This window comes from Bradyrhizobium sp. Kon10 (genome assembly GCF_055807395.1).
The window spans coordinates 16,889-42,418 of the sequence record NZ_JBVVOZ010000034.1 but is presented as its reverse complement, the minus strand read 5'-3'; the positions used below and the strand labels follow the sequence as shown (position 1 = coordinate 42,418).

Annotated in this window: 14 protein-coding genes; 5 read left to right on the top strand and 9 right to left on the bottom strand. The window is 57.2% G+C overall.

The genetic code is table 11. The features are described from left to right. Positions 1-598 precede the first annotated feature (598 nt). Positions 599-994 carry a response regulator transcription factor gene (locus tag AC0L2O_RS30715; protein WP_473372382.1) on the bottom strand — a complete coding sequence of 132 codons (396 nt, stop codon included), beginning with the start codon at positions 992-994 and terminating at the stop codon, positions 599-601. Between the two features lie 84 nt (positions 995-1,078). Beyond that, positions 1,079-1,708 carry a response regulator transcription factor gene (locus tag AC0L2O_RS30710; RefSeq protein WP_473372396.1) on the bottom strand — a complete coding sequence of 210 codons (630 nt, stop codon included), beginning with the start codon at positions 1,706-1,708 and terminating at the stop codon, positions 1,079-1,081. Between the two features lie 2,183 nt (positions 1,709-3,891). Between AC0L2O_RS30710 and AC0L2O_RS30705 the strand changes: the two genes are divergently transcribed. Continuing rightward, a complete protein-coding gene (locus AC0L2O_RS30705; RefSeq protein WP_473372381.1) occupies positions 3,892-9,453 on the top strand; it encodes a trifunctional serine/threonine-protein kinase/ATP-binding protein/sensor histidine kinase in 5,562 nt (1,853 codons plus the stop codon). 342 nt (positions 9,454-9,795) lie between these two features. Here the strand turns inward: AC0L2O_RS30705 and AC0L2O_RS30700 are convergent, their stop codons facing one another. Then, positions 9,796-10,425 carry an FMN-binding negative transcriptional regulator gene (locus AC0L2O_RS30700; protein ID WP_473372380.1) on the bottom strand — a complete coding sequence of 210 codons (630 nt, stop codon included), beginning with the start codon at positions 10,423-10,425 and terminating at the stop codon, positions 9,796-9,798. Between the two features lie 1,201 nt (positions 10,426-11,626). On the opposite strand from AC0L2O_RS30700, the gene AC0L2O_RS30695 reads away from it, so the two are divergent. After that, the gene (locus AC0L2O_RS30695) at positions 11,627-12,886 is read left to right on the top strand and encodes a pectate lyase family protein (RefSeq protein ID WP_473372379.1); all 1,260 of its coding nucleotides are present in this window, start codon (positions 11,627-11,629) and stop codon (positions 12,884-12,886) included. Between the two features lie 437 nt (positions 12,887-13,323). Then, complete coding sequence (locus tag AC0L2O_RS30690; protein ID WP_473372395.1) at positions 13,324-14,253, top strand: TauD/TfdA dioxygenase family protein; 930 nt, start codon at positions 13,324-13,326, stop codon at positions 14,251-14,253. Between the two features lie 672 nt (positions 14,254-14,925). Here AC0L2O_RS30690 and AC0L2O_RS30685 read toward each other — a convergent pair. From AC0L2O_RS30685 to AC0L2O_RS30670, 4 genes are all read right to left on the bottom strand, one after another. Next, positions 14,926-16,281: a carbohydrate porin gene (locus AC0L2O_RS30685; protein ID WP_473372378.1), complete on the bottom strand. Its 1,356-nt coding sequence runs from the start codon at positions 16,279-16,281 to the stop codon at positions 14,926-14,928. A 1,266-nt stretch (positions 16,282-17,547) separates the two neighbouring features. Beyond that, positions 17,548-17,766, bottom strand: a complete 219-nt coding sequence (locus AC0L2O_RS30680; RefSeq protein WP_473372377.1) for a hypothetical protein — start codon at positions 17,764-17,766, stop codon at positions 17,548-17,550. 225 nt (positions 17,767-17,991) lie between these two features. After that, positions 17,992-19,326, bottom strand: coding sequence for an oxygen-independent coproporphyrinogen III oxidase (hemN, locus tag AC0L2O_RS30675; protein ID WP_473372376.1), 1,335 nt, complete (start codon positions 19,324-19,326; stop codon positions 17,992-17,994). Positions 19,327-19,936: 610 nt separating this feature from the next. Then, positions 19,937-20,263, bottom strand: a complete 327-nt coding sequence (locus AC0L2O_RS30670) for a GcrA family cell cycle regulator (protein ID WP_473372375.1) — start codon at positions 20,261-20,263, stop codon at positions 19,937-19,939. 599 nt (positions 20,264-20,862) lie between these two features. Here AC0L2O_RS30670 and AC0L2O_RS30665 point away from each other — a divergent pair. Both AC0L2O_RS30665 and AC0L2O_RS30660 read left to right on the top strand, forming a co-directional pair. Further along, entirely contained in the window at positions 20,863-22,101 is a 1,239-nt protein-coding gene (locus tag AC0L2O_RS30665; RefSeq protein WP_473372374.1) for a cytochrome P450, read from the top strand. Between the two features lie 1,150 nt (positions 22,102-23,251). After that, positions 23,252-23,467, top strand: coding sequence for a hypothetical protein (locus tag AC0L2O_RS30660; protein WP_473372373.1), 216 nt, complete (start codon positions 23,252-23,254; stop codon positions 23,465-23,467). Between the two features lie 544 nt (positions 23,468-24,011). On the opposite strand, the gene AC0L2O_RS30655 is transcribed toward AC0L2O_RS30660, so the two are convergent. Next, entirely contained in the window at positions 24,012-24,248 is a 237-nt protein-coding gene (locus tag AC0L2O_RS30655; RefSeq protein WP_473372372.1) for a hypothetical protein, read from the bottom strand. Positions 24,249-24,254: 6 nt separating this feature from the next. Then, entirely contained in the window at positions 24,255-25,457 is a 1,203-nt protein-coding gene (locus AC0L2O_RS30650; protein WP_473372371.1) for a diaminopropionate ammonia-lyase, read from the bottom strand. Between the last annotated feature and the right edge of the window lie 73 nt (positions 25,458-25,530).

Sequence of the window (25,530 nt, the reverse complement as noted above, 5' to 3'; positions counted from 1 at the left end):
ACACCACGCGGTTAACTTTGGAAACGGGAAGGATGTAGGCCGAACAATGTCATCGTCACCAGAGGCGCGGACGCGCTCCCGGCGACAACGCAGCCCGCCAGCCCAAGCGTGTGTTGCATGGTTACGCTCACGGTCCCGGCGAGTAGAAGGGACACCGCCGCCGCGGATCTTGCCCGGCACGCGGGCTCATCGCGCGTCCAGAGCCGAGCGCTTTGCGCAGCGGACCGTTGCGTCGGCGGCGTGAATGCGTTCGATAGCAAAGGCATGGCTTGAGATCGCATCGGCCAGCCGCAACGTATGCGTAAGTTTCGGGTGCTTTAGGTTGCTGGGATCGGACACAGGTTGGCGAATCTGTCGGTGCAAACGTTCGACCGATCGCCTCGCCGGATTACGTGATCATACCAGAGGCGTCTTGTCAGGAGGTCGACGTTGCAAGTGCTTCAACCGGATTTCGAAAGCGGAACAACAGCGATATGAAGGCGGAAGATGGAAAGGCGATGGTTGCCACTGGCACGCTGTAGGCGCGGGTAATCGCGCATTGATCGACATCGCAAGCGCCGTGCGGGTTGCGGCCTGGCCCGGACTGCTTCCCCATCTTTCAGGAGTCCGTTCCGTCACGATTCTCGTGCAGCGCGTTATCGAGGCAAGCTATCAACTCCAGACCGGCAAAGGGTTTGGGAAAAAAGCCGGTCACGCCGGTTTTCAACGCGCGGGCTCGCGTGCGATCATCCGCGAAGGCAGTAATCAAGATGAATGGCGCAGCGTGGCCCTGGGCCCGCATCTGTTCCAAAAGTTCAAAGCCGCTCATCATGGGCATCTGCACGTCTGCAATGACACAGGATGTATCGTTCAATTGAGACGACCGCAAGAATTCCTCAGCCGATGCAAACGTATGAACGATGTGGCCGTGCGATTTCAAAAGATTGTTCAGTGCGGCACGAATTGAAGGATCGTCGTCGACAACGCAGATAGTTGAACACTTAGACAAGACCACCCGTCCTCGTTGGGCGAAGGCACTGGCCGAAGCATAGCGGCCAGCTGAAGGGTGCGCGAGTACGAGGAAATTGTAAAATCATACTTAGGTTTGTACCTTGAGACGGTCGGTCCCAATTCCCAGCCTCTCAGCCATCCTAATCAAATCGGCTAGCGATCGAGCGCCCATTTTCCTCATCACGTGCCCGCGGTAGATTTTGACCGTAATCTCGGCGAGCCCGAGTTCCGCGGCTACCTGTTTGTTCAATAGGCCGGTGGCGACAAGTCTCAAGACATCCTGCTCCCGTGGACTTAGGGCCTCAAACAAGGACTGCAGCCTCTTGATGACCTTGTCTACACCTCGTCTTTTGCGATCCCGTTCGATAGCAGCAATGACGCCATCGAGCAGTTCCTGATCGCGAAATGGTTTGCTGAGAAAATCGATTGCTCCACTCTTCATCGCTTTGACGGTCATCGGAATATCGCCATGAGCGGTGATGAAAATGATGGGAATATGAACCTTCAATTTGGCTAACTCATTCTGGAGCTCAAGTCCGCTCAATCCCGGCAGTCTGATGTCAAGCACAAGGCAGCCCGGAACATCAGGAAGCTCGCTGTGGAGCAGTTCCTGGGCGGATCCGTAAGCAACGACATCTAGACCGATGGATCGAAATAGGTTGACCAGCGATTCGCGCATTGAGAGGTCGTCGTCGACGACGAACACTCTCGGTCTCACCTCCGGCCCTTCGACAGTTGCGGCTTGCGTCCGCGGTTCAGAGCGCTTGGTCACGAAGAGCCTCACTTTTGCAATTATAGTAGAAAAGATGTGTTACCACGCTCAATGGTTGTCCGTCGTGGTCTTCCTAGGAGCTTTCGGGCATTGCAAATCTATGAGACTTTCCAGGGATGTGACCGGGTCAGCCGTTTGCAGCCGCGTAATGCATTACCAGGAAAGTCTAGCAAAAAGCGCCCGAGTGGTCGAGAACTGGCTTTCGCGTCTGTCCGCTGTTCCGTGGGAACAGGCCCGCGGCATCGATCAAATCAATCAGCAGCCGTTTGACAAACACCGAATCCAGAGGTTGAGGCGTTCGCTCTTGCACGGGGCGTCCCCGCTGGCCCTTCGCGAGTGGCGGCTGCAGGAGGCGTCGGCGGACCCTCACTATGCGGCTGGATTAGAATGCCCGCCGTCTTGGTAGTTGGATGCGGGGCTGCGAGCTGAGCGAATCGGCGCGATGGTGCCTAGGCATGCGCCGAGCTCGCCGGCATTGTCGGCACGCGGCGTAGACTACCGCGCTTGTACTAAGGAAAATGGAAATTAGAACGAGCAGCAGCGGCATCAGCACATGAACTCTTTTTGCTTCGTCAGAGCGCCTGTGAGTTGCGTCTTTAGCGAGCTTGGGAAGGCATCTTGCATCGGCTTCGTACAACCTCACGCAAGGTGCGATTCAAGTCCTTTTGGTCGTGCTCATAGGAAATATAGTCATCTCGATCTGCTGAGGTGCCTATGTTCCTTTGTCCCCCCTGTTTCCTTCTAAGCGCCTATCCCAAGATGAGGTGGTGAATCTACGTGGAGAGGCCCATTGGCTGCCTGGCTGTCGATCGCTTCGGCAAAGCCAGTTGCAATTGGCCTCCGGCCTCAGCTCAACAAAGACTGATCCTGGAAAGGTATCGCTCTCCTAGCAGTTTTGGCGGGCATCATAGGTTTGTGGCGAGCAGGCTGTTCGAAGCTTGTACTCAACCCCGCAAGATAGGAATACGCGCCGAGCGGTCAGCCTGAAGCAGTCGCCAACCTGCCACTAGCTAATTGATCTTCCCACGCAGCTCATCAAAGCGGCCCGGCGCACTCCTTCGAGAAGAAGTGCGCAGGGTTCGCCCCACATCGCCAGTACATCCGTGGCGATGCTGCTCCAATGAAGCAATCCACATGGCAAAACTGAGGCTCGCTCCGCAGCCAAACTCAATAGCGGCAGCGGCTGCTACTCCACGCCGGCACGACGAGTTTGAATCGTACGTAGCGTCACGTTGTGCGATGTCGTCTAGATCTCTCGAAGTTGGCAAAGTCCGACAAGGTGGAGTGCGAAATTGGCAAGGATTGCGGCAAATGTTGTTACGGTGCGCGTGGCGAGGGAGAAGGCGTTCCGCTGTTCTTGATACTAGTTGCAATTCGCTTCACCGGTTGTGGGATAGCTTCCGCTGCGCTTGAACCGCGGTTTGAGTATGGGAACTCTCCCTGATCTATCGGGTTCGGCATGGCCGGCAATCGCCCTCCTACGAACGGCGGCGCTCGGCATTCCGATGAGTGAGGGCCTGTACGGGCCCTGTATCAGCATAAGGAGTGCCTTGTCGCGGGTCAGTTGCTTTTCGAAAAATGGCAGCAGGAATCCTCAGAATAGCTATCGGGCACGGTTTGGCTCAAACAGGCTCGCAGATCTGCCGCATGATGCTGCCGTTCAGAGTGGATGACTGCATTGCCTCTGACAAAATGGGCTTGGAATGATTGTCGATCTCGCAAATTGCACCGCGCCTGTCGGCGGCATTTCTCTTGCCTGGACGCGTTGCCTCGATCATGGGCAAACCGATCGGCTTTCATATCTCATGGCCTGATCGAGAGATAGCGGCTATCCGGAGCCCTGCTGCATGTCGGGCAGCGGGGCGCTGGTGGCAGGTAACTGCCACGAGCCGCTCTATCCTCCCGCGCGACACGCTGCGTAATCGGGAGCCGCCGCCCACGCGGGCCCAAGCCTGCGCTCGATCGACATGATCGGGCTCTATGATACAGCCTGCGTTCGTTCTATTTTGCTTGCTGCGGCCTATTCTTTGGCGGCCCCGGACCTGTGGCGTTTTTTGTAAAGTCTCTTCACAATTGCGTCCCTTCTGTGTCAGATGTTGGCTCGCGTCTTCCTAGTCTGGGCGGGCAAAATGCCGCGAGACCCTCTCAGCCGGACTTTGTTCGGCTCAAATCTCGACAGCGACTTCCAACCCCTGTGGGAGGACGGTGATCGCGCGTTCTGCCGTGCGTGGCGACAGCTAATCCATGGCAGCAGAACTGTCGTGCTCGTCGTGCGGCCGATCACGGAAGACCCAGCGACGCTCGACCGCCTCGTCCATGAGTGTGAGCTGAGGGAGGAGCTAGACGAGGCATGGGCGGTGCGGCCTTTGGAACTGATCCGGGAATCTGGTCGTACCATGCTGGTCCTGGAGGATCCATGCGGCGAGCCGCTGCTAAACTTAGCTGGAGCCCGCATGGAGCCCCAGCGCTTCCTGCGCCTGGCCGTTGGTATCACGACGGCCGTGGGCAAGCTTCACCGGCACGGCTTGATCCACAAGGACCTGAAACCCGCTCACATTCTGGTCAATTGCCCCGACGAACAGGTGCGGCTCACTGGGTTTGGTCTGGCTTCCCGTCTTTCCCGCGAGCGGGTGCTGCCTGAGCCTGCCGAGTTCATCGCCGGCTCGCTGCCCTACATGGCGCCCGAACAGACCGGACGAATGAACCGCTCAGTCGACTCTCGCAGTGATCTCTATTCACTTGGCGTGATATTCTACCAGATGCTGACCGGGGCGCTGCCGTTCACGGGCTCAGACCCGTTGGAGTGGATTCATTGTCATATTGCAAGAAAAGCAACACCGCCCCTCGAGAAATCGCAAAATGTCCCGGAGCCAATCTCTCACATTGTGATGAAACTCCTCGCGAAAACCGCCGAGGAACGCTACCAGACTGCCGCTGGCCTTGAACACGATCTGCAACACTGTCTGGCAGCATGGGCCAACCACGGTCGCATCGAGCCTTTTGACCTTGGCGCAGACGACACACCTGATCGCTTGATCATCCCCGAGAAGCTCTATGGCAGAGCCCGCGAGATCGAGACCTTGCTCGGCTCGTTCGATCGCGCGGTGAAGAGCGGCGCGCCGAGGTTGGTGCTGGTTGCCGGTTATTCCGGCATCGGTAAGTCTTCGCTTGTCCAGGAGCTACACAAAGTACTCGTACCCTCGCGCGGGCTGTTAGCATCAGGCAAATTCGACCAAGTGAAGCGCGATGTGCCCTGTGCGACACTAGTGCAGACCTTTCAGAGCCTTGTGCGTCCTCTTCTCAGCAAAAGTGAGGGCGAACTCGCGACCTGGCGGCAAGCGTTCCGGGAGGCGCTCGCTGGGAATGGACGGCTGATCGTCGAATTGATCCCCGATCTGAGCCTGGTTATCGGCGAGCAGCCCGCGGTTGCTGAGCTTCCAGCCCGTCAAGCGCAAATCCGTTTCCAGCTCGTGCTTCGTCGCTTTATTGGCGTGTTCGCCCGGCGGACCCATCCATTGGTGCTCTTCCTCGACGATTTGCAGTGGTATGACGCCGCGACACTCGACCTGATCGAGGATCTGCTAACCCAGCCCGATCTGCACCTGCTGCTTATTGGAGCTTACCGCAGCAACGAAGTTGATGCTGATCATCCGCTCAAACGCAAGCTCGAGTCCATCGGGAGAGCCGGCGTAAATCTCGAGGAGATCACGCTATCGCCGCTCAGCGCAGACGACGTCGCGCAGTTGGTCGCGGATACCCTTCGCTGCGGGCCAAAACGCGCTGCCCCGCTTGCGAACTTGGTGCATCAGAAGACGATGGGCAATCCGTTCTTCGCCGTTCAATTCTTGTCTGAACTAGCCGGAGAGCAGCTGTTGACGTTCGATCACGAGTCGGCGCGCTGGCGTTGGGATCTGCAGCGGATTCACGCAAAAGCGTACACCGAGAACGTCGTCGATCTGATGCTCGGCAAGCTCGTCCGGCTGCCCGAGGAAACCCAGGACGCGCTGCAACAGCTGGCCTGTTTCGGCAACATGGCCGAGACGGCAGAGCTTGCGATCGTGCTCGAAACGTCACGGGAACAGGTGCATGCGAGGCTATGGCCGGCGATCCGGCAGGAACTGATCGTGCGGCATGGGACAGCCTACCGCTTCGTCCACGATCGCGTTCAAGAGGCGGCCTACTTGCTGATGCCGGAATCCTCGCGCGCTCCTGCCCATTTGAACATCGGTCGGATGCTTGCCGCACATGTTCCTGCGGACAAGCGTGAAGAGGCCATCTTCGATATTGTCAGTCAGCTCAATCGAGGTGTCGCACTAATCGTTTCCGATCAGGAGCGAGAGCAGCTTGCTCAGCTGAATTTGGCCGCAGGGCAGCGTGCCAGGGGGGCAGCGGCCTACGCTTCGGCACTCACATATTTCACGGTCGGTGCTGCGCTGTTCGCAGAGCACTCTTGGCAAACGCGCCATGAACTCGCGTTCGCACTGGAGACAAGCCGGGCCGAATGCGAATTCTTGGTAGGCCGGCTGGATATTGCGGAGAGCCTCCTGTCCGCACTGTCGAAACGCGCCTTGAACGCGCCCCAACGAGCAACGGTCGCATGTTTGCGGGTCGATCTTTACTTGACGCTCGGCCAGTACGGGCGGGCGGTACTCATAGGTCTCGAATATCTTCGCGAAGCGGGGATCGAGTGGTCGCAGCATCCGACCGACCAGGAAACCTTAGTCGAATATCAGCGGATGTGGTCACAGCTGCCCGACGCAATCGAGGAGCTTGCTGATTTGCCTGGAATGACAGATCAGACCACGCTTGCCACGCTTGCCGTCTTGACGCGGATTCTTCCGCCCGCGAGTTTCACGGACGCCAATTTATCCGCTTTGGTTATCTGCAGAGCCGTGACCATGAGCCTCGAATACGGCAATACTGATGCTTCTTGCACCCATTACGCATGGCTAGGCCGAATCTCGGCCGGTCGCTTCGGTGACTACCAAGCGGCTGATAAATTTGGTCGTCTTGCTTGCGACCTGGTTGATCGCAGCGAGTTCTCTCGTTTTCGGGCTCCGGTCTACTTGGCCGTTGGATGCAACGTGATCCCGTGGACGAAGCCCTTAAGAGATGGCCGAGTGTTGATTCGGCGAGCGCACGAAGCTGCGGTCATTAGCGGCGACCTCATCTATGAGGCGTACAGCTTGGTTCATCTAACGTCAAACATGATCATGGCCGGAGATCCTCTGAGAGAGGTGCAGAATGAGATAGAGAAGAGCATTGCCACGACACGGAACAGAAAGGTGCAGTTCGCTGCTGATACCATAGATGCTCAGCTCGCAATCATTAGAACGATGCGCGGCCTCACGCGCTCATTCGGATGCTTCGATGACCAACAATTTAACGAGCTGGACGTTGAACGATCGTTGGCCGGAAGTCCGGAGCGGTCGCCTAGCCAAACTGTCTACTGGATCCGCAAGCTTCAGGCGCGGTTTCTAGCTGGCGATTACGCTGCGGCTGTTGGTGCTCGCTCGAAGGCGGAGCCCCAATTATGGACCATGCCGACAGAGCCCTTGATCGCGGAGTTTCACTTCTATGGTGCGCTGTCTCACTCATGTTATTGCGACAAGCTAGGCGAAAGCCAACAGCAGCAACATCGCGATATCATTGATGCCCATTACAGACAGCTGCAGATATTGGCGACGAATTGCCCCGAAAACTTTGAAAATCGAGCTGCCTTGGTCGGCGCTGAAATTGCAAGGCGCGAATGCCGGGATACAGACGCAATGCGACTGTACGAACATTCAATCCAGACCGCAGCACGTAACGGCTTCGTCCACCACGAGGCAATCGCCTGCGAACTTGCAGCGCGCTTTTATGCTGCGCGCGGTTTTGACAGAATCTCCCGGGTTTACCTGCAGGACGCGCGGCGCGGCTACCTTCGTTGGGGAGCGGATGGTAAGGTGCGTCAACTCGAGGAGCTGCATCCGCATCTCATGCATCAGGAGGCCCCTCTTGCCGTGAATGGCATGACGATCGGAGCTCCGGTTGAGCATCTTGATCTGGCGACGGTGATCAAAGTGTCGCAGGCAATTTCCGGCGAGATTGTGCTTCAGAAGCTAATTGACAAGCTTATGCGGACTACCATTGAGCAGGCCGGCGCCGAACGAGGTTTGTTGATTCTGCTGCATGGCGGCGAGCCACGGATCGAAGCGGAAGGCAAAACGGTAGCAGATGCCCTCGATGTAAAGGTGGATGAACAGCCCGTAACTCCGATGGCTCTTCCCGAATCCGTGCTGCATTTCGTGCTACGTGTCCGCGAAAACGTCATTCTCGAAGATGCTGTCGCCCAGCCTTCATTTGCCGAGGATCCGTATATCCGCGAGCGCAAAGCGCGTTCTATTCTTTGCCTGCCACTGATCACGCAGGGCAAGCTGATCGGCGTACTTTATCTGGAGAATAATCTCGCCCCGCGCATATTCTCGGCTGCCCGAACGTCAATGCAGAAAATGCTTGCCTCTCAAGCTGCAACAGCGCTCGAAAACAGCCGGTTGTACAGCGAAGTTCAGCAACGAGAGGCGAAAATCCGGCGCTTGCTCGACGCTAACATCATCGGAATCTTTATCATTCAGGAAGGGGGCGAGATCATCGAAGCAAATCAAGCCTTCCTCACGATGGTTGGATACGACCAAGAAGATCTCCTGGCAGGCCGAGTGAACGGTCTCGATCTGACGCCTCCAGAATGGCACGAGCGCACAATGGATGCTAGCACAGAAGCAAAAAGGACCGGAACTGTTCAGCAGTTCGAGAAAGAGTATGTTCGGAAGGATGGCAGTCGGGTGCCGGTGCTAATTGGCCTGGCCGTGTTCGATGCGCGAGAGGACCAAGGTGTTGGCTTCGTCCTGGACCTGACTGAACGAAAGAGAGCGGAAGCGGAGGCCCGTGAAAGCGAACGGCGGTATCGCGAGACTCTGATGGGCCTTGCACACGCCAATCGGATCACGACAATGGGACAGCTGGCCGCCTCGATCGCCCATGAGGTCAACCAGCCGATTGCCGCGATCAGCAGTAATGCGGGGGCGGGGCTAAATTGGCTCGGTGCTCAACCGCCAAATCTGGAAGAGGTTCGACAAACCTTCGGTTTGATTGTCCGTGACAGTATGCGCGCAGGAAGCGTGATCCGTCGAATCCGCGCTCTTATGAATAAAGCTCCTATGCAAACGGAGCTTCTTGCAATTGACGAATTGATCGTAGAGGTGCTGGCCCTAGTCCGCGCGGAACTTGCAAAACATGATGTGTGGGTGCAAACCAAACGGCCTGAGGCTTTGCCGCTGGTTCGAGCGGATCGCGTTCAGGTGCGGCAGGTGATCCTCAATCTGATCACGAACGCCATCGAGGCCATGAGCGTAATCAAGGAAGGCGACCGCGAATTGCTGATCAGTGCCCGGATGGATGGCGCGAATAGCGTATTGGTCAGTTTTCGCGATACGGGCCCAGGGCTCGATCCAAACAGCGCAGACCGCGTCTTCGAGGCTTTTTACACCACCAAATCCGAAGGCATGGGCATGGGACTGGCCATTTGCCATTCTATTATTGAGGCGCATGGGGGCCGGATGTGGGCGGGCCCGAATGATCCTCGCGGGGCGGTCTTTCAGTTCAGCATGCCCGTTGCGACGGAGGGCGTGAATGGGGTGCAGCAGGTCTCTTGAACGCCTTAGGCTCGATTTCGATGTCGAGCAGGGGTGCTCCGGGAGCCAATGTGACAGAAGCCAGGCGCGTGACGTTCGTAATGTGAAACATTCGCGTTTCTTGCTGCCCCTCGGGAGTGTTGGAGCGACCGCGGATTGTCGCGAATTGTGGTCTGAATGTGACCGCAGTGGCCAGATTCAACAAGCTTTGAGGGCTCTTTGCAGACATCGTGAGCCTTGCAGGCCGTCAAGCGGAATCGGACGAAAGCAGCAGACGGAGTGTTCGCGAGAATGACGTCAATGGTCATCGAGGAAATGGAGGAAGTCTAAGTCGAGGTCGTTTACAATCCGTCGTGCGGTTGGTTATCCCTTCGGAATGAGGTGAGCCATACGGCGGGATTCGTCACGGTCGCTCTTCGACAAGCCGTCAATCACGCCGGCGCGATCCGCTGCGTTGCGATTCTGGCTCATCTTCCGCGTGCCGTCGAGCCGTGTAATTTGCAATCGTACACCAACAATCCCCTTAAGCTCCGCTTTGATGAAATCGGCAGGGGCGTCCGAGACGGTCCAGCGGTCCTTGCCCGCCGAGTCCTCATGCGCATCGGTCAATCGCGTGACCACCTCCAGCAGTCGATCGGCATCATCGAAGAAGTCGACCGGCCCGTAGGCATGCACCGCAACATAGTTCCAGGTCGGTACGGCCTCGCCTCTCTCCTGCTTCGTCACGTACCAGGAAGGGCTAATATAGGCTTGCGGCCCAGTGAAAATAGCCATCGCTTCGCCAGTCCGTGCCAGCTTCCACTGCGGATTCGCACGCGCCAGGTGCGCATAAATCGTGCCCATGCAACCTTCGCGCTCGTCGAGTACTACGGGCAGCATCGTTCCAACAATCCCTTCCTGAGTGGCGGTGATCAGTGTCGCCGAGCGGGCCTCACGCATCGACCGATGAAGGTCGGCGATATCGAGAACTTGGAAGGAGGGCGGCGTGTACATTAGCGAGGCTCCCCGGCAGCCCGGCCGAAGGCCGGGCGACACACGATTTAAACTGGAGTACGCCTCATGCGGGATCACATAAACCGCCAGTTTTGGTGGGTGGTGTCATTTCTCGGAGGCCCCTGCCCCTAAGGGACCGCTAACCTATGGTGATCAGAGGTGCAGATCGAAGAGCGGCTTTGCAAGCTGCTCGGCCGTTGCTTTCCACGGGCGCTTGCAGACGAATTCGGCTTTTCGCAGCGATGAGTGTAGTACATGAGCAGCTTCACCTGAAGGCTATGAGTGGATGACCAGAATTGCGGCTGAGCAGTGCCGCATCACCTCGCCGCACCGCGACTGGGAGGTTCGTTGTGAGCGGCTGTGCTAGATCCGCCCCCGGACTGGACACATCAAAAAACAAAGAAGATCGTACCTATTCGTGATGATTGCCTGTCATCAAATCCATAGGAGGCATTCCTCGTGTGTGTCCGGCACGGGCGTGGGATACACCGGGGCAGATCTCGCCAACCTATAGATGCCAACGCGTTCTGGAGCTGGTGGAAAGTGCCGAGAGCCTCCCGCCGGTTCAGCGAAACTTCACTGACGGCCCATTCGCCCCGGCCAACGTGTTGCCGCCTTCAGTATTCTCGAGTTGCCAATCTTATGTGACCAAACGGACGTTAGAGCTTTTCGGCATCTCACACGTTCTTTCGCCCAGGATATCTCAAAGCTTCGTGTCAGGGGGATCTGTGTTGAACTGCGGGAAAAAACCGTTTCAGAATGGCTGCCGAACGCGCCTAAACAATGCGTCTGGCCGGCACCAGACAGTGCTCGATCTGAGACAGCTCTGGGACGCTAAGCGTGGACGTTTATCCTCTGTATCAACGCTCGATCGGCGGTCGCATCTTGTTGCGATGCTGACGGCGCCTTACGGTGAGCTGTGGGAGTCCTGCTTTGATTCTGACGGGGCTCTCTAAGCATCGACCGCTGCTTTCATCGGCTGTAATTGTCCAATGGCTACCCAGATCCACGCAGCTGGTAGGAAGCCTGCGACCGCACACTTCGGCTGTCGTGTAGCATGGCTCCGATAATTCGATGCTGCCTTGTTGAGGACGATCTGATGGCGTTAACGCCGCATGCTGATGGCCTGTTCCAGTTCAGCATTTGAGATCGAGAGCCCCGGTCCTCGCGGATTTCCGAGTAACAGAGAGAGCATGTGCCTATGAACGACACGATGAAGCACATCAAGCGTTCGTTACGCGTGCTCGGCGGACTTGCTGTCGTCCTCGGGGTCTCGTCCGTGCTCGGACCGAACAATGTGCGATTGCAAGCCCTCAACGGCTTTGGCGTCGGAGCTACGGGCGGCCTTGGAGGCGAGATAGTTCAGGTCAGATCAACCAAAGATCTGACGTATGAGCTGTGTCGTTCCTACAGCTTGGGGTACTGCAGTGACAATACTCCGCGTGAGATCCAGGTAATAGGAACTATAGACTTTACTGGTACGGAAGGGCGAGGCGAAGGGCAGGGTTGCCAATATGGCCATGCTTGTTCGGCACCTTACAAACGTGAATCCCTTCTTCTTATCGATGGCAACGACGCGCATTGCGATGGGAAGGAGAAGATGTTGGTCGGCTTCGATAGGGCTGGAAAGCGTCCGCTCGAAGTCGGCTCAAACAAGACAGTAATCGGTGTTGGCCCGAACGCTACAATGAAAGGGAAGGGGCTGCGCCTGAATGGGGTCAGCAACGTCATTATTCGCAACCTGACTATCAGTGATATCAACAGCGGCGTGATATTTGCCGGCGATGCTATTGCAATTGCACGAGCCGACCTGGTTTGGATCGACCACAACCGGTTTCATAACCTCGGGCGGCAGATGATTGCCGGCGGCTTTGGCCCGACGACGAATATTACGATTTCCTGGAACGACTTCGATGGCAGCGATACCTATTCCTCCTATTGTAACGGAGAGCACTATTGGAATCTCCTGTTTCTTGGTGTCCCGCAGACGATCACCATCGCAAATAACTATTTCCATGAGATCTCGGGCCGGGCGCCGCACATTGACGGTGCGCAGGCCATTATTCATCTCGTTAATAATTACTTCCACAACACGAATGCGCAACAGAGCGGCGGATTTTTCCATGCAGTGGATGCTGGATCATCTGTGCAAGCACTTGTCGAGGGTAATTACTTTGACAACATTGAAACACCTATAAAGACTGGTAGTGGACATATCTTTGGCTTGTTAAGCAAAGGCAGCGGGACCGTGCAGAGCATCTGCTTCAGCGTGCTCGGACGTCGGTGCATCGAGAACATCGCGATCCCCGTGCCGCGGATCAATGGCTTTCGCCTGGATGAAGCCGTAATTCAATCGTTTGGAGCTCTTCCAAAGTCATCTATTCCTCTTCCATTTCCGGCGGATGATGTTCCGGCAGTGATCACGGCCAGGGCAGGTCCCGGACACCTTGAGAGCCGGTGATAGCTCGTTCGCAGACGCGGCTCGAGACTGGGCCGATTGCCGCAAACAGTTGGCCAAAAGGCGCATACTGGACGAGAACGACACGCGTGCCGGACCTTGCACGAGGACGGTATGGCCCTTCTCTTCGGGTGCCGAGCGTTAGAATTCCTGTTGATTGTGCGCGCTATGCCTTTCGCCGCCAGCCCAGGCGCTCGTCTCAGATTGTTATGTCGGGTTTTTGGCGGGGTCGGGTTGAAAAGGATGGGAGGCGGCATCGCGTTCCTGGCAAACTGTTCGAATTATCATCCGATCCACTACCTGACGGACGTTCACAGCTCCGTTTTCCGTCTGGCATGGTGCTTGCTCGAGAGCACCGGTAGCGCGAGCTTCGCCTTCGAAATCGAGTGACACGCGCCCTCGTCCGCTTAAAGAATCCGCAAAACCTGGAAAAATTCGCAATGAATGAAATAGCTTCAAGCGAGAGTGTCATTCCACCGACCGACGTCGTCAAGCGCGCGGCGCGCATCGGTGCTGAAATCAGAAATATCAAACTCTCGGGTGATTTGCCGAGCAAAACCGTCGCTGCGATCAACAGCTTGCTGCTCGAACACAAGGTGATATTCTTCCGCGATCAGGGGCATCTTGATGACGCGGAGCAGGAGCGGTTTGCTGCCTGTTTGGGAAAGCTGGTGCCGCATCCGATACTCGGTACGATCAATGGAACGACCTCGATCATCGAGCTTGATTCCGCGCGCGGGGGTAGCAGGGCGGATGTATGGCACGCCGATGGAACCTTTCTCGCGGCGTATCCCAAACTTGCGGTGCTGCGAGCCGTTGTGATCCCATCGTCCGGTGGCGATACGATTTGGTCGAACGCTGTGGCCGCCTACCTGGATCTGCCGCGGCCGCTCCAACGGCTTGCCGATGAACTCTGGACCGTTCACAGCAACGCCTTCGACTACGCCGGGTCCTGCCGTGTTCGCGAAATCGACCAGAAGCATTTTGATGAGGTCTTTACCAACACGATCTATGAGACCGAGCACCCGGTAGTCCGCGTGCATCCTGAGACCGGCGAGCGCGCGCTGGTGCTGGGCGATCTGGTGCAAAGGTTTATCGATCTCCCAAAACGCGACGGCCAAAAGTTGTTTGATCTATTCCAGTCCCATATCACGGCGCCCGAAAATACCGTCCGGTGGAGCTGGAAAGAAGGCGATGTCGCGATTTGGGATAACCGCGCAACGCAGCATTATGCGGTCAACGACTACGATGACCAGCATCGCGTCGTTCATCGTGCCACAATCGATGGTGACGCGCCCGTCAGCGTCGACGGTCGATGCAGTGTAACGCGCCTCAAGACGACGAAGCACCCGTTCACTAAGGTAGCCTAGCAGGTTTTGGCAAATTCAGCGGCGATTCACTACTTTTTTCACTTGTTCGCGCGAATAGATGTCGCCAAGAGGAGTTCACGCCAACTCCACGCGGAAGTGGTTGGGACGGCAAACGCGCCGCGAGCTCGGCAGGCGACCTCCTTGCTGAACTAGATGCTAAGCTCATCTCGACCGGGCGAAAACGACTCACCACCGACTGGGCTTAAGTCATCCGGCCGCGTCCGGTTGATTTGCCTGGGAGCGTTTCCGCCGATGCGCCGCCCTTTGGCCGGCGCGACGACCGTCGGACAGAAGTAGAGCGATTTGCCTTAGTTGGGTACGTTGGCCATCTGTGTCGCGGTTTCGCTTGCCACGCCTCTTCGCGAAGGAACTAAGCTCCGAGCGCGATTTGTGCCTGTCATGGCGGAGTACGAGCTCGGAGGCGAGTCCGACGAGCGCGAGCAGGGATCGAAAAGCAATGTCGCTGCCGCAAGGGTAGCACTTGATTGGACAAATTAGCATCCGGATCATTCTGCGGCGGAGCACATAGATCTTGCGCAATACGATCGTACCCGCCTCGCGTCAGGAGCACCGCGGTTACCAAAATCGCCGTGATAAGTGGGTCCGAGCCGTTGAAAAGGCCCATTGTGATCTCGACCGGATGCTGGTGAATTCATGCGCAGACTTGAAGCCTTAAAAAAACACCGACGTAGATACCAGTATGTTCAGGGCGTGTCCCGTTTGTGGCGTGTAGGTAATGCTTGTCGGGTGATTGATGTACGTCAGTCCTACTGTCGTATATATCCCGGGCGCCAGATGGGCCGTATACAGCCCGGAAATTGCCGTGCTGTCGCGGTGCGCCAGCTGCTCTTTCGCCAGCGCAGCGTCCACTGCGAAGTGGCTCCAGATGGTGTTGTTGATAACAACACTCATCTGATCAGTGGGCCGGCTGTCAAACAGGCCTTTCGCATACAGGCGAAGCTCGTAGTACTGACTGGCCCTATTCAGGTCAGGCGGGGCGTACATCGCAGAGAACCCGCCATAGATTCCGCGAGATGCCGAGCCGTGGCCGGCAGACTGCCAGAATTGCCTGTCAGCAGCTACATAGTAGACGCTGTTCGCCTTGGCTGTTGCTTGCGTGGGGTGTTCTAGGTCCGTGTAGCTGCTGTTGTTGAAGCCCGCGCCAGCGCGCAGCCACGTCTCCAGCACACCCGGAGTAGGCTTGCTCCTATACGAAAGTTCATCAAGCAAAAGAATGCCTGCGTCGCGCGTGCTCCAGTTCAGGCCAATGGGATTCTCGCTTACATGCGCATATTGGCCGGCTGGACTGAGCGAGCGCTGGATTGAGAACTTGTTATATAAGCGATGATCAAAATTGTACTTCAGATTAAGAGCGGGCGTTGGCGCCCAATTGTTGCTCATGCCTGCTTGGAAGAGCATTTTCGACGAGGGTCCAAACACCTTGTCGCCGGCGCCCGCAAACTCATGTTGGTTCCTGAGATAACCCACTTTGAGCTCGATCTTCCTGTCGAAGAAGGTTTGATAGTAAGAAACTGCATTGAGTCCCAGTCGGTCTGGCCCGGCGCTCTTCCATGTCCAGTATTGATGCTCAGCTCCGAGCACGATCTGACCATCGGGAATGCCGAACCGAGCGAGGTCATAGGTTACGATCATCGAGTTGACCGTACTAAATGTCGGATTCTGGCCGACGTACTGCTGACTGGCGATTGTGCTTCTGGCGGCATTGCCGAGTTCATTGTTGACAAACGTGTTTAGGGTCCAGCCAGAAAATCCAATACCGAGATCCGAAAGCTCGGATCTGACAGAAGCTGCGTCCTGATCTATCGTGTCCGCAGCACCGGGAGCAGTGAACGCGCCACCTTTTTCACGGAGGTTATCGAATTTCGCGAATGGATCGGTCTGCTTTTGAATTCTGCTCTTGGCAGTGTCGAGGGCACTGTCGCGCTTTGTGGTGGACGTAGCTGTTTTTGACAGGAAGCTCCGAGAAAGGCGTCCTGCTCCCCTGGGGCGGCCGCTTCGGAATGTCACGGCCCGATCCGAAATTGGTCGGCTTTTTGCCTCAACGAGCTCATCGGGGCTGTGGCTTCTTGGCCCAGAGATCTCGGCAGTTTCCGCCGCCGAACTGCCGGCGAGACTAGCTATCACGGAAAGGACAAAACGCCCTCGTGGCTTCGCAGGTGCTCGTGAGATGAGAGCAACTACGCCAGCCGGGTATGCCCGAATAGATACAGGAGTTATAACGCAACAATGCATGGTGGTTCCGCGCTGATTGATTCGAATAAAGTGGTACTTCCACCTCAGCGCCTAGAGCGGCTCCGAATCCTTGCTCTCCAAGGCGGTCTGGGTGGCGCTTGACACCAGGCGGCGTCTTTATGAGAACAAGACCCGCTCAGCCTTCCGCGCTGTCACCACTGCCGGCGCAGCTTGGCCAACCAGGCGGGTATTCAGCGCGAAACGACCCAGCCGCTCGATCGCTAATCGAATGCAGGCATCTGCGGCACGGCGTCGACATGGAGAGTGGCCTGCTTGGTGTGAGCGTTCCCTAGCAAGAGATTGGCGGCCAATGCACGCAGCCCAGCGACCTTGCGACAAATCCGCTGCCAAAAGGAAAGCAATGGACTTGAACAGAGAGCAGCGCCAATGGCGGGCTCGCAGAACAAAACGCCGGATCCAAGAAACGCCGCTCGCACATCGGTTTCGGATGAAGCTCTGACACGCAGAAGGGACCTCCATTTTTGAGGTCCGTCAGCTTGCTCGCAACCAGGACTTGATTGGCCCTCATCGGCAGACTGAGAGCGCGATTGCAGGCGTTCTGATACCTGCGGACGACGAGACTGAACATCCATCAGCTCCATCGGATCTACGAGATTTATATTGCATGCGAATTCTTCCTGATGTGGTCCGAGCAAGTTTCACCGGTACTGACTGGCATGTGTCCGTCGTCTCGATCAATCGCTAGGTTTGGTAGTTGACGGGGGGAGGTCGGCTGTCGGTGCGCGAAGCGCACCAATTGTGTCGCTCGGCGCGAGACGGCTTCGGCGTTCACGGACGACCGGTATGGCAGCGGTGACGGTACAATTCGGGAAGTCGTCGCTTCGATCCAAGTCGCGCGAGGGTCTCAGGTGCTGCTCTGGATTGCACGCCGCCGCCGCTGTCGATCCGGTCGAGCGGCGACCGTGCACATCAACTGAGCCGTCGCGTCACCACGACGAATCGCTGCGTATTGGTGTGAGCACGCATCGGCGTAGACCGCGGCTTGATTGCAACATTTCGGCTGCCAGCGCTTGCGCCAGGTCAGATCTCTTTGTACATCCGCACGAGTTCGATCAGGTTTTCGATGCCGAAGTCGCTGACCGGCGAGATGCCACCTTCTCCGACGCCCTGGGCCCCTGACGATCCCTCCTCGATTCCATTTCGTTGGGACCTCCTGCAGCCAGTCGTCGTCCCGTCGGGGGCCGCCACTACAAGGATCATGGCGGTGATGTGATGAACCTTGCCGGGGTGTGTGGTCATGCTGCTTGAGCGAAGAGCGTTGCTGTGGGGCGTCCAATTTCCGGCAGCAATACGTCCAGCTTGTCTTCGCGGCTCGGTCCAGGGCGGCTCTCGCCGCACACGGCGCGTCTTACCCATTTGGAGCTGTTTGGGAGTGTATCAGCTGAGCGAAACGCGTTCGTCAGGCTTTGTGGGCGTACAACGGAACGTAATGCATTTTTTTCAGTCATCGCCCCTTGGCTGGCGTCAACAGAGCGGTGTGCCAAGATAAGCATCGAATGCGGCTGCCACAGCGCGAGTTAGAAAACGATGCTGCGGCCTCACGCGGATACATCCCTTTTCCATTTGCACGATTCCATCCTCAGCGAGCATCGCCAAGCGTTCGCCTGAGCCGAGGAAAGCGACCGGGTCAAATCCATGAGCGACGCAAATTGCCGGCACGTCGACCTCGAAATCGCACATTAGCCGCTCAATGATCGCGGCCCGGACGCGGTCTTCAAGACTGAGACAGTAGCCCTTCGACGTCGCCAGACGGCCGGCCTTGATTTGGCTGCTGTAGGAACCCGCCGTAACTTCGTTCTGGACGTAACCCTCGCCAAGCCGGCCGATCGCCGACGGTCCGAAGCCGATCACTTTATTGCAGGTGTCGGCCGAGTAACCGAGTGAGTTTCGCCGCAGGCGACGGGCTTTCTGCGCCAGCACGAGCTCATCGCCCGGCAAAGCGAAATGATCGAGCCCGATTTGGCGGTAGCCCGCTGCAATCAGTGTATTGGCCATCGCCGCGGCTTGTTCTGCACGGGCAGCGCTGTTTGGCAGCGCTGCCTCGTCGATCAGGCGCTGATTCTTCTTGAAGGAAGGAACGTGCGCATAGCCGAATACCGCAAGCCGGTCTGGTCGCATCGCCACCGCCGTAGTCGCGGTCTGAACGCAGGACTGCACCGTCTGATTTGGCAGACCGTAGATGAGATCAAAGTTGATGCGGAATATTCCATGCTGCCGCAGCGTTTCGACAGCGCGCGCCGTTTGTGCCTCACTCTGGACCCGGTTGATGGCCTTTTGAACGATTGGATCGAAGCTCTGGACGCCGAGGCTTGCGCGGTTCACGCCGGCAGCCGCTAACCCTTCGGATGTGGCGCGCGTGAACGTGCGCGGGTCGATCTCAACAGCGATGGCGGCCGTTTTCGAAACCGCAAACCGATGGCGCAGAAGTTCCATCAATCGCCGAAACTCCGCCGGCTCGATGAGGGTCGGCGTTCCACCGCCGAAGTGCACGTCGCTCACGGGGAGAAGTTGCGGCACGTGCGCCGCGACCAAATCGATCTCCTTACGAAGAACCGCCAAAAATTCGAGGATGGGTGAATCCCGGCGAGTGATGCTTCGAGCGAAGCCGCAATACCAACAAATCGATCGACAGAACGGAATGTGGAAATAGAGCGACACCGAATCATTGACCGGCAGGCGCTGCAGCCAGTTCTCAGAGGCTTCGGCGCCGACCGCTGTGGAGAATTGGGCTACGGTTGGATAGATGGTGTACCAAGGAAGGCGAGCATCGCAATACTTTTCTAGCATTGAGGTCTGCAACCGTTCTATCCCGTGTTTACGAAGTTTGTGGTTGCAAGATCCGTTTACATTGCCTCGCTTGCCGATACCAATCCGGATTGCCGCTAGGCGAGTTTGCGCAAGGGCCAATCTGCCGGCGAAACACGCTGTCGGTTCGCGAGCCGTTCCTCTCGAACGGAGAGTACAATTGCTGCAGGCGCGATACTCGCCGCGACGGAACCCCAGATTCAACTCCGCTTCGGTAATCTGTAGTGGTTGCCAACGAGATATCCACCAGGGCCGTTGATGCTGCTAGACCTCGAACTGCTTCACGACCTGACTCGTGCGAGGTTCATTGACTAAGATTGTTACGTACCCTGTAATCTCAATCAACTGACAAGGTTGGTAGTTGACATTTGGGTGGCGTATTCCCGATCGTTCCAGGAATCTTGTGCCGCCTTTGGGGTGCGTCCCGGTACGTAGTCGGACGCCGCCAATCCCGGGATGGCCGGAGGGCCTCGTTCGTGAGTCCCGCGGGGCGAGAAATCCGCTCATGCGTGGGTCCATTGCTCGGCGGAGATCTCTCACAGCGTATTGTCGATCGTCGGGCGCTACCACGGCTGTTGGCGGGAGATCGCGGCGCCTGATAGCTCTATGCGGTATTCCTGACCGCCTCAGCTAGCATCGCGTAAAGCTGTCGCTTGCTCATTTCGAGAGGCCGGTTTTCTAGCGTCTTTTGCGACAGCTTCTTTCCGCCGCCATCGCGACCGGCCGCCGTCGACGTCAGCCCTCGCTTGGGAGCGGCTCTAATCTTGGGTTTTGCTGTTGGTGGCTTGTGACCTCGAGTGAGGCGCAACCGAGTTAGCGTGCCGCAAACTGCGTTGCGACTGCACTCAAGATGACGCGCGATCTGCGCGGCACTTTGTCCCTCGGCCCAGAGCTTTTTCAGCTCTGCCAATTCTCTTCTATTCCAGCGCATGGAACATACTTTATATTGCCAGTTGCGACGTCAGGTTAGTCTAGTCCTCGTCGTGCTCGGGCACCACAACCGGTTTGCTCTGGTGTTGGTGTTGCTCCTCCTTGCTTGCTCACTCGTTCTCGGAAAGCGCGGCATCGCCGGCGGAGGAAAAAGCGAGGGCTTGGCGGCCCGCGACTCTTCTTAGTCTCTATCGTGTTAGGGGGTCCATCTGCTCGCGCGATGTAAGTAGCCGAGTGGCAAAGGGGCGCGCCTGCCCGGGATACTGAGGATAGGCGGCTAGGTGCCGTAGCTGCGAGTGCTTGCGTCCTGATGTTGAGTACCGCATATAGTCGCGTTCTCGCGCCTCCCAATCCTGATAGGGGAGCTTCGCCCGCCTTTCCATTATTCTTCGCCAGGGCCGAACCAAATGCCCGCCTAACCTTCCGCCGGTAAGATGATGTCAGATTTCGGAGCCCTCGGTAACCCGAGCCATGGACATGCGTCACACAAGTCAGTGCACCGCCCAAGCTCGTTGTGTTTCGCCCGAGCTTCCAAGCGAAGTCTAAACAGCGCACTCAGCTGAGGAAGCAAAATTGCATGCCAATGTCCACGAGACAACCATGACAGCCTTATCGGCCGAGAACGCTTGCGAGAGGGCTGATATTCCGCTGAGCAGCCTTGATGTAAGCGAGCCCAAGCGCTTTGAGGATGATACCATTTGGCCCTGTTTCGAGCGGCTGCGAAGGGAAGATCCCGTCCATTATTGCGAAGAGAGCCCATACGGACCATATTGGTCGATAACAAAATACCGCGACATCATAGCCGTGGACTCTAATCATAAAATATTCTCATCAGAGCGAAGCGTCACAATCGTCGACCCGCCGGAGAAGTATTGGACTCCGAGTTTCATAAAAATGAGTCCTCCTCTCCATGCTCAGCAGCGTAAGACTATCAGTCCGATAGCGGCATCGGAGAACCTGGCGAAGCTTGAAGGCTTGATCCGCTCGCGGGTCCAGAAGATCTTGGAAGGTTTGCCACGCAATGATACCTTCAACTGGGTCGACAGGGTCTCGATCGAGTTGACGACCCAAATGCTGGCCACGCTGTTCGATTTTCCATTTCAGGATCGACGGCTGCTGACCTACTGGTCGGACGTAGCTGCCTTGACCCCACGAATGGACGACCAGATCGACAGCTGGGAAAAGCGAAACGTGGTGCTGTCGGAGTGCCTGGACTATTTCACACGGCTTTGGAGCGAACGGGTGAATTCGGAGCCGCGCGCTGACCTAATCTCGATGATGGCGCATTCACCGGCGACCCGAAACATGGCGCCGCGTGAGTTCCTGGGCAACCTCATTCTGCTGATTGTTGGAGGTAACGATACTACGCGCAACGCGATTACCGGTGGCGTCTTGTTCATGAGCCAAAATCCGTCCGAAATGCGAAAACTCCGCGATGATGTTTCGCTCGTGCCGGGAGCGGTATCCGAGATCATACGATACCAAACGCCTATTGCGCACATGCGGCGGACCGCTGTCGACGATTTCACGATAGGCCACAAGGAAATCAGGCGAGGCGATAAAGTTGTGATGTGGTACATCTCTGGCAACCGAGACGACGAGGTCATTTCGAGCCCCAACAGCTTCATCATTGATCGTGGAAATGTACGGAAACATCTCTCTTTTGGGTTTGGGATTCATCGTTGCGTGGGAAGGCATCTTGCGGAGCTGCAGCTGAAAATCCTTTGGGAGGAGATGCTGAATCGATCAATGGAGGTAAAGGTGGTCGGCGAACCGGAGCGAGTTCAATCCAATTTTGTCCACGGTTATTCCGCGCTGCCGGTGCAGATTCCAGACTAGTCTCGAGCCACGTTCAACAGTATCGAGATCGTGCAGATCCGCTTAGGACAACAACGTTGTGGAGACCAGTTCTCTGGGTAAGTTCAGGGGCGTTACCTTACTCTTGTGGTTGTTTCCAAGATTGCGCGAACGTCGCCCTTCGCCAGCGGATCGCGATATTCGGCACGCTGCCCGCGGTATCACCTCTGGTTGTCCTCGCTTTGTGGGTCCTGGTTGTGCTCCGCCGAGCCGGCCCTTTCGCCTCGTTTGGGCGAAATGCCCGCTCGCGTTCACCTGGGGGAGTTGGCGGAAGACTGATCGAGCTTAAGCGGCGCGAGCGGCGCTCTGAGGCTGCCAATTCAAAGACCGCTTCGTGAATGCAATTGGCAGGTTGACCCGGCAGGTGAGGCAGAACGTCGGCAAGGCAAGTTGCGGGATCAATGTCGTCGACCTTGCTGGGAAGAGATCGCAGCCGCACGCCGGCCGCCCGCATCGGAGCTGGCGAAGGTCCAAATTCCTTCTTACTCGGGGGAGATCCCGCAGCTCGCGTTCGGCGGCATTCTTCGACATGCAAGGGCACCCGTCGTGAATAAGGTGGCTGGGTGCATCCACTGGCTGATGCAGTGATTGAGCGGTTTGGTCGCATAGCGTTACTGGAGAACTTGGCGCGCGGCTCGCGTAACACCGCTCCAGTTCAGCGGTCGAGACCGCGGCTACGCTTTCAAGCGTAGCCCGTTATCGAGCGCTTCAGGCTAGCTAAATTCCGGCGACATACTGAGCGGCCTACGAAGTGGGCTCCTACGGCTCCCGCCGATCGCCTTCTCTCCGGACCCGCGCGAAAGCTTTCCGCCTCTTGACGCGGCGAGCCAGAGGACCGTGGCCGCCCATCTGAGGACCATTGTGCCCGCCACAACAGGTGAGGCTCGGCCGGCCGTCGGGCATGCGGCTGCCGAGAGCGTGGAAAATTCGAGCCGTGCGCGACGATTCCGTCTTCTCCCAACAGCGATTCGAACCCAAGCGCCTCGCGCGTCAATTGCGGAGATACCGAGCCGCGTCAAACCATGAATTTACTTCTGCACGCGAAGAGGCTTTAACCGCTCGACAAATCTGCGCTGTACCGACTGCAAAAGCGGCACTAGCCTTGTCGCATTCTCGAAAGGAGAGCTGGAGCGTGGGCGAATTTACGCGAGAAGTTCAAGCGAATATGGGCCTGGTCTTGGACCAGGTGTGTGTGGAGCTGCCAAATGGCGGCGATCACGAAAGCCGTCGGTACGTCGCCGAGCATCTGATCCAAGCGGTGCGGGCAGGAAAGACCACTCTGGGAGAGCTGACGTCTGCGGGACGTCGAGCTATCGTCTATCTGAAGAATGCGCCGAAGTCAGCCTAGCAGTCCCTTGTTGCCGCTCCTGATCTGCCTGCGTTCGCTCGCAAGCAACCGCTGCTCACGTCAGCGGCAAGATGGAAAACGAGCTTTAGCGCGCAACCTTTCGTCTTTGGATCTTGAGCTTGTTTCGGTGCTGGATGGCTAGCCGTAGGCTTTGCACCATGTAGTAGCGCGCCAGCTGTTGTCCTTCCAGTCGCTTACGAGCGTTATAAGTCGAAAGCTCGATCTCGATACCGACGAAATGCCAGCGATAAGTGCTCTCGCAGCCCCAAAGGCAGCGGTAAAGATGGGCACAGTCATTCTGAGGAGGATCAGGAGGCTTTTTCTTACCGACAGACGTTAGGGTACGTTGACGGGGGGCATGGGCGTGGTCGGGTGCGGCATGAAAGCACTTTGGTGCTGGCCGCGGGCCGCCAACATGATCACGAAAGCCGTGAGAAGGATGAGGAGTCCACGCATGTCGACGGGTTACTCGGAAAGCCGTAACGCAATCATGAAACGGCTCATAGTAGGTGTGCCGGATCAACAAGAAAGTGAAGCTGTTGTATCATGCCATGAGACGAACGCGGTTGGATTGCAAAGTGCCAAAATCATAGCGTTTGCTCTTGCGGCAAGACGTCAAAGCCAGTGCTTTTGTGCCGAAAACGTGCGTCGGGTCTTGGTTACGGGCAGAAATAATGCGGCGGATTTCAAGCGTAGGATCAATCGCTGGATGCCTTCGTTCTTGGCCTTCTATTGGGTTTTCGTCCCCCGTCACGAGTTCACCGAACGGGCCGCGGATCATGAGCGTCTAGACTCCAAGATTTCTCCTGGCCACTTGCGATGGAGACCGACCCACGAGCTGTTCGTAAACGCCAGGATCTGTCGCACCCTCGGTATTGATGAGAAAGACCCGTGCGTCAGGTCCAAGGCCAATCTGACCGCGCAAGGTCGAATCGGCAGCAACTTTCAGCAACCCCGCCAGACCAACCCCGCCGCTTTCGCCTGCAACGACAGCTGGATCACCGGCCCCGGGATTGGCCAAACGGTTCATGACCCCGATGGCGTCCTCTTCATCGACAATCATAAAAGCGTCGGCTGCGCGCGAAAGGATCCGCCAAGCGACGAGTGAAGGTTCGTAGCATTCGAGCATCGCCATCACTGTCGGCTGCCCATGAGCTACCTTGATGCGATGCCCGGCTCGAGCGCTTTCAAAAAGGCACGCTGCGCGCGATGGATCGACAACCGTGAAGAACGGGCGCTTATCACTTAACAACACCGAAAAATGTCCGGCGACCGCCGCGGCCAGTCCACCGACTCCTGCCTGGACAAAGACGTGGGTCGGAGGTTCGGGCAACTGTCGTAGTGCTTCACTCAGGAGCGCGGTATATCCCTGCATTACCAACCCAGGGATACGCTCGTAACCCGGCCAGGACGTGTCGGACACCATGATCCAGCCGTTCCCTGCGGCGACTCGGGATGCTTCGGCAACGGAGTCATCATAGTTGCCGTTGACGCGGATCATCTGCGCGCCATATCGGGCGATTGCTGCGCTACGCTGATCGCTGACTCCCGAGTGAATGAATATAGCACAGTTGGCCCCCACCAGCTGGGCGCCCTGCGCTACGGACCTGCCGTGATTGCCATCTGTGGCGCAAGATACCGTCATTCCCCGTGCTACGGCCTGCACCACAGGTGCGTGAAGCTCCGGCAAGTCAACATCCCTGCCGAGGCGCCGAGTTGCTGCCTCTAAGACGAGCCGGATCACGGCATAGGAGCCGCCCAAAGCCTTGAAACTGCCAAGGCCGAGCCGCTGACCCTCGTCCTTGACTTGGATCGAGCCCACGCCAATCTCATTGGCGAGACCCGGCAAAGAAATAAGCGGTGTTTCGTTGTGGCCATTGCGATGTCTAAGAAACCGCTCCACCTCGCGCGCAGCTTCGCAACCCAGCATGTTGGCATCCGCACCGTCCAAAGGCGCCCGGTGGTCAGTGCGATGGTTAAGGAGCAACATGGTTTGAATTCCTGGGACGCAGCTCTAAGCATCGCGGCGATGCGCTTGTCGAAACACTACCGGCAATCCCAGC